Source organism: Microvirga sp. P4_G7, from assembly GCF_056401005.1.
This window is the reverse complement of the sequence record NZ_JBFUKD010000216.1, coordinates 1-5506: the sequence shown is the minus strand read 5'-3', so window position 1 is coordinate 5506 and position 5506 is coordinate 1. Positions and strand designations below refer to the sequence as shown.

General features: G+C 62.6%; 8 protein-coding genes. All 8 read right to left on the bottom strand.

The features are described 5' to 3' along the window. A partial coding sequence (gene tatC / locus AC1DT3_RS11110) for a twin-arginine translocase subunit TatC (RefSeq protein ID WP_477465317.1) occupies positions 1-779 on the bottom strand: 779 nt, incomplete at its 3' end. Beyond that, positions 779-1309 carry a Sec-independent protein translocase protein TatB gene (gene tatB, locus AC1DT3_RS11105; protein WP_477465316.1) on the bottom strand — a complete coding sequence of 177 codons (531 nt, stop codon included), beginning with the start codon at positions 1307-1309 and terminating at the stop codon, positions 779-781. The genes tatC and tatB, both read right to left, overlap by 1 nt. A gap of 51 nt (positions 1310-1360) precedes the next feature. Next, on the bottom strand, positions 1361-1606 hold the full coding sequence (locus AC1DT3_RS11100) for a twin-arginine translocase TatA/TatE family subunit (RefSeq protein ID WP_477465315.1): 246 nt from the start codon (positions 1604-1606) through the stop codon (positions 1361-1363). 56 nt (positions 1607-1662) lie between these two features. Further along, positions 1663-2787: an ABC transporter ATP-binding protein gene (locus AC1DT3_RS11095; protein WP_477465314.1), complete on the bottom strand. Its 1125-nt coding sequence runs from the start codon at positions 2785-2787 to the stop codon at positions 1663-1665. After that, a complete protein-coding gene (gene scpB / locus AC1DT3_RS11090) occupies positions 2784-3500 on the bottom strand; it encodes an SMC-Scp complex subunit ScpB (RefSeq protein ID WP_477465313.1) in 717 nt (238 codons plus the stop codon). Before scpB ends, AC1DT3_RS11095 begins: the two co-directional genes overlap by 4 nt. Before the next feature lies 1 nt (position 3501). Then, a complete protein-coding gene (locus tag AC1DT3_RS11085; RefSeq protein WP_477465312.1) occupies positions 3502-4299 on the bottom strand; it encodes a segregation and condensation protein A in 798 nt (265 codons plus the stop codon). A 37-nt stretch (positions 4300-4336) separates the two neighbouring features. Continuing rightward, positions 4337-5356 (bottom strand): beta-N-acetylhexosaminidase, encoded by a 1020-nt coding sequence (gene nagZ, locus AC1DT3_RS11080; protein WP_477465311.1) that lies wholly within the window; start codon positions 5354-5356, stop codon positions 4337-4339. A 48-nt stretch (positions 5357-5404) separates the two neighbouring features. Beyond that, a complete protein-coding gene (locus AC1DT3_RS11075; RefSeq protein WP_477465318.1) occupies positions 5405-5506 on the bottom strand; it encodes an SPOR domain-containing protein in 102 nt (33 codons plus the stop codon).

The window sequence follows — 5506 nt, the reverse complement described above, 5'->3', positions numbered from 1 at the left end:
GCCTCGGCTTCCGCGCGCTTCTTCTCGACCATGCGGACGGAGAAGATAGACGCCTCGTAAAGAAGCAAGGTGGGGATCGCAAGGGCGAACTGGCTGATCACGTCCGGCGGGGTCAAAACCGCCGCGACGACGAAGACGATCACCACCGCGTAACGGCGGCGCTGCTTCAGGAACTCGGAATCGATCAGCCCTGCCCTGGCAAGGAGCGTCAGGACGACGGGAAGCTGGAAGCAAATTCCGAAGGCGAAGATCAGGGTCATGATGAGCGAGAGGTATTCGCTCACCTTCGGCATGAAGGCGATGCCGGGGGTATTGGCGGTCGCCAATTGCTGCATGCCCACCGAAAACCGCATCAGAAGCGGCATCGCCATGAAGTAGACGACGGCGGCGCCGATCGCAAAAAGAACCGGTGTCGCAACGAGATAAGGCAGGAACGCGCGACGCTCGTTCTTGTAGAGCCCGGGCGCGACGAACTTGTAGACCTCACCGGCAATCACCGGGAAGGCGAGGAAACCTGCGCCAAAGGCCGCCACTTGGATCTGCGTAAAGAGATATTCCAAGCCGTGCGTATAGATCAGGTGAGCATTCTCGGCTGAGCCGACGGCGACCACATAGGGCCAGACCAAGGCGTTGTAGATATACTTCGCGCCGGCAAAACAGACGAAGAACATCAAGACGAACGCGATCAGCGCCCGGATCAACCGTGTGCGCAGCTCGATCAAATGTTCGATCAGCGGCGCACGCGACGCTTCGACCTCATCCTCGACTTGGGTGGTCATCAGGCTTTCGCATCCGATTTTTGCTCGGGGGCCGACGAACTCGCGTCGGACTGGGCGTTGATCTCGGCCTCCCTCTTCAAGGTTGCCGCGATGGATTCCGCCGGGTCGACGATCGGCGGAACGGAGGGAATCGACAGGGCGATCGGCGGTTCGATGGGAGCGACCGGGTTGGCCTCCCCACGTCCTTGCGCCTCTGCGTCCGAGACGGTTTCGCCGGCCGTCTTATCCGGCGATGTGACCGGGGCCTCCACGGCCCCCTTCAGCTCGTCCCGGATCGTCTGGATCGGATTGAAGCCCTTATTCGCCGATGAAACGCTGTCGTTCATGCCCTGCAACTGCTGCTTGACCTCGTCAAGCTCGGCCTCACGCATCGCTTCGTGGAACTGGCCTTGAAACTCAGCAGCCATGCGGCGGATCTTGCCGGTCATGTTGCCGACGGTCCGCAGCGCTTTCGGCAGGTCCTTAGGGCCAATGACGATCAGCGCGACCGCGCCGATCACCATGACTTCACCCCAGCTCATGTCTAACATGGCACGGTTCCAGACCCACCTTCGATGTCGTTATCGGCTTTGACGCAGGCGTCAGCTGATCTTGTGATCGCTCGTCGCGGTGTTGGCCGCGTTGGAGACCGACTGATGGTCGATCGTGCGCGTCGGTTCGGTCGGCTGCGCGGGTTTGGCGGCCGTGTCTTCCTCGGCCATGCCTTTCTTGAACGCTTTGATGCCTTTTGCGACATCGCCCATCATGTCGGAAATTTTGCCGCGTCCGAACAACAGAACAACGATCAAGCCGACGACGATCCAGTGCCAGATACTAGCGCCACCCATGGCAATCCTCCTGCGCCGGTTGGGGCGCGGCTTTTGATTTTCAACGTGCGGCCAAACTAGGCATCAGACGCGGCGAAAACAAGGACATCCTTCGGATCAATCTCGATGCCGACATCTTGTCCCACCTTGATCGGTGCGTGATCGCGAATTCGGGCCTGCAAAGGGCGGTCGACGCCCTGAACATCGACCTGAATCAGGTCGATTTCGCCCAAGAAACGGCGCGATACGATACGCCCAGGGAGACAAAATCCCGCAGGCTTCAATCGAATTCCCTGCGGGCGAATGCACACGATGGCTTTCGCGCCATCGTCAAGCTTCGGTGCCGCGAAGAGGCCGACGGGGCTCGAAACCTGACCTTTGGCGACAACACCGGGCACCTCGTTGAAGTCGCAAAAAAAGCGAGCGGCGAAAAGGTTCGCCGGATTGCGGTACAATTCCTCCGCCTCACCCTGCTGGATGATGGCGCCCGCACGCATCAGCACGATACGATCGGCGATCCGCATGGCTTCTTCCGGATCGTGGGTGACGACGATCGTCGTCGCGCCGGTCTCGCGCAGGATCGCGACCGTTTCGTCGCGGATCGCGTCTCTCATGCGCCGGTCGAGGTTGGAAAACGGCTCGTCCATCAACAGCACGCCCGGACGCGGGGCGATCGATCGCGCGAGCGCCACCCGCTGCTGTTCGCCCCCCGACAAGGTGTGCGGGTATTCGTTCGCGTAATGCTCGAGCCCGACCCGCGACAGTGCCCGCAAAGCCGAGGCTTCCGCATCTTTCGCCCCGAGCCCCTTCAGGCCGAAAAGCACGTTCTGCAGAACGCTGAGGTGGGGAAACAGCGCATAATCCTGGAACATCAGGCCGATGCCGCGGTGTTCCGGCTGGAGGAATGCGAGTGGGCCGCTGACTTCCTGCCCGTCCATCAGAACACGTCCCGACGTCGGAGCCTCGACCCCGGCGGCGACACGCAGAAGAGTGGTTTTGCCGCAACCGGAATGCCCGAGGAGACAGACGAGTTCCCCCGGCTCCACCGTCAACGAGACGTCATTGAGGGCGTTCATGGCGCCGTAGGTCTGGACGATGTGTTCGAAGGTGAGGCGGCTCGGAATGGCCGCCCCGGCCGTTCCACGCTGTCCCCAGCGCGGCCGCTTAAACCGGTCCCGCGCCGGCAGCGGGCCGAACGTCATTCTTCCACGGGCCCTTCTTCGGGCTCGATTTCCGTCGGCAAAAACAAATCGTCCTGGTCGAGCGGGTCCTCGTCCTCGCGGAGCGTATCCGTGTCGGATGGTATCGGAATCGCCATTCCCGCCGGCACGCGGCCTTCCAGGAAGCCGGCTCCTTTGAGCTCTTCGAGACCCGGAAGATCGTCGATGGCGTCGAGGCCGAAATGTTCGAGAAAGGCAGGCGTCGTTCCGTAAGTCACCGGACGGCCGGGTACACGACGACGGCCGCGAAGCCGGATCCAACTCGTTTCGAGGAGAAGATCGAGCGTGCCTTTTGAGGTGGCGACGCCACGGATCTCTTCGATCTCAGCTCGGGTGACGGGTTGGTGGTAGGCGACGATCGAGAGAGTTTCCATCGCGGCTCGCGAGAGCTTTTTCTGTTCGACCACATCGCGCGACAGAACGAAGGACAGGTCGCTCGCCGTCCGGAAAGCCCAGTTTCCGGCAACCCGGACCAGATTGACGCCTCTCCCCGCATAAAGCGCCGCGAGGTCCTCGAGAATGCGTGCGACATCGCTGCCTTCGGGAAGGCGGCCCCTTAGATCCTCGACGCTCAGCGGCTGTGCGGAGGCGAACAGAAGCGCTTCGGCAATCCGCATTGCTTCGCCGTGGTCGGCGGCGGCTGCGCCCTCCTCGTTCGCCTCGTCCTCGATCTCGATATCCGTATCTTCGTTCATATCAACTCTGTACCTCGGCCGCTTCCAGGCCTCGCACCCAGAGGGGCGCGAAAGCACTGTCCTGGCGGACGCTCATTTTGCCCTCGCGCACCATTTCGAGGGTCGCGGAGAAGGCGGAAGCGAGCACGGTCGTACGCATCGCCGGCTCGGCCATATAATGGAGCAGGTGGCTCTCCAGGGTCGACCAGTCCGTCAAATGCCCGATCAGTCGCTCAAGAGCCTCGCGGGCATCGACCAGCGACCAGACATGACGCTGATGGAGGGTAACTTTGGAATTCAGCTTGATCTGCCGCTGCCGCGAATAAGCGGAGAGAAGGTCGTAGAGGGTGGCCTCGTATTGGGCTTCCCGGCGAATTTGCACGTGTTCCGGTTCGCCTCGAGCGAAAACGTCCCGTCCGAGCCAATCGCGCTCCCCGAGCTTCTGGGCGGCCTCGCGGATCGCCTCCAGCCGACGCAGGCGCAGGGCGAGCGCCGACGCGAGATCCGTCGCACTCGGCTCCTCTCCCTTGGGCGGTTCGGGCAACAGGAGCCGCGATTTCAGATATGCGAGCCACGCCGCCATCACGAGATAGTCGGCAGCGAGTTCGAGGCGCATGCGTCGCGCCTCCTCGATGAAGGCGATGTATTGCTCCGCCAGAGCAAGGATCGAGATCTTATGCAGATCCACCTTCTGCCGGCGCGCCAATTCGAGCAGCAGATCGAGGGGGCCTTCGAAGCCGTCCACGTCGACGCGAAGCGCGGGTTCGCTGTCCGCGCGCTCGGTCAGTTCGACGTCCTCAAAAGGTAAGGCTTCAGCCATTGATCACTCGGGTTGACGGGGCGATAGCTTCGGACGCCTAAACCGCGACTGCAAGCGCAGCTTCGAGCCTGACGCGGGCATCCACAGGATCAAATGGCTCGGGGTCGTGTCGTATCAGCCGCAGAGCCGCGTCCGCGCGCCGCAAGGCGTCACCGGAAAGGATCGGGGAGGCCTCTGCAACGGGGGTCATTTCGTCGAGTTTACCGTTACAATGCAGCGCCACGTCACAACCGGCGGCGAAGGATCGCTCCGCGCGCTCCCTGAACGAACCGCTGAGCGCCTGCATCGACAGGTCGTCGCTCATGAGAAGCCCGTCATAGCCGATCTTGCCTCGCACGATCTCCTCGAGCACCGTTTTCGAAGTAGTGGCCGGGTTGTCGGGGTCGATCGCGGTGTAGACCACATGCGCGGTCATTGCGAGCGGCATGTCCGCGAGGATCCGGAAAGGTCGGAAATCCCTGGATTCGAGCACGTCGAGTGGCGCATCCACCACGGGCAAGGACAGGTGGCTGTCGACTCCTGCCCGTCCATGGCCGGGGACATGCTTCAGGGTGGGCAGAACGCCCCCCGCGAGCAGCCCTTCCGCACTGGCTCGACCGAGGACCGCCACCGTGTCKGGATCGTAAGAATAGGCGCGGTCGCCGATGACATCGTGGGCGCCCTCGACCGGCACATCCAGCACCGGCATGCAATCGACGGTGATCCCCACCGACAACAGGTCGTGAGCGATGAGCCGCGCGCCGAGGCGGGTAATCTCGCGGCGCACGAGCGGATCATTCGCGTGGACACGGCCATACGTCCGCCCGGAGGGATATTTGGGCCAATGCGGCGGCCCCATGCGCTGGACCCGCCCACCTTCTTGGTCGATCAGGATCGGAGCGCCCGCCCTGCCGACCGTTTCCCGAAGCGCGTCACAGAGAGCGCGCACCTGTTCGGGCGTCTCGATATTGCGCTTGAAGAGGATGAATCCCCAAGGTTGCGCTTCCCGGAAGAAGGCGATCTCGTCAGGAATGAGCGAATAGCCGGCGCAGCCAGCAATAAAGGCGCGGGTGTTCATCCCCGCGCCTTAAGTCCAGCGTCGATTGCGGTCAAGAAGCCCTTGCCGTCAGTTCTTCGCCACGAAGCACTGCCCGCCCTGCCCCTGCAACTTGGAGCAGAGAGACGACGCTTCGTCGCGCGACATGCCGCTCGTCCGGACGCGGTAGAT

Excerpts from the sequence above, each read along its gene's own strand:
- AC1DT3_RS11085 (WP_477465312.1), bottom strand. The coding sequence starts at position 4,299 with ATGGCTGAAGCCTTACCTTTTGAGGACGTCGAACTGACCGAGCGCGCG.
- scpB (WP_477465313.1), bottom strand. The coding sequence starts at position 3,500 with ATGAACGAAGATACGGATATCGAGATCGAGGACGAGGCGAACGAGGAG.
- tatB (WP_477465316.1), bottom strand. The coding sequence starts at position 1,309 with ATGTTAGACATGAGCTGGGGTGAAGTCATGGTGATCGGCGCGGTCGCG.
- AC1DT3_RS11095 (WP_477465314.1), bottom strand. The coding sequence starts at position 2,787 with ATGACGTTCGGCCCGCTGCCGGCGCGGGACCGGTTTAAGCGGCCGCGC.
- AC1DT3_RS11100 (WP_477465315.1), bottom strand. The coding sequence starts at position 1,606 with ATGGGTGGCGCTAGTATCTGGCACTGGATCGTCGTCGGCTTGATCGTT.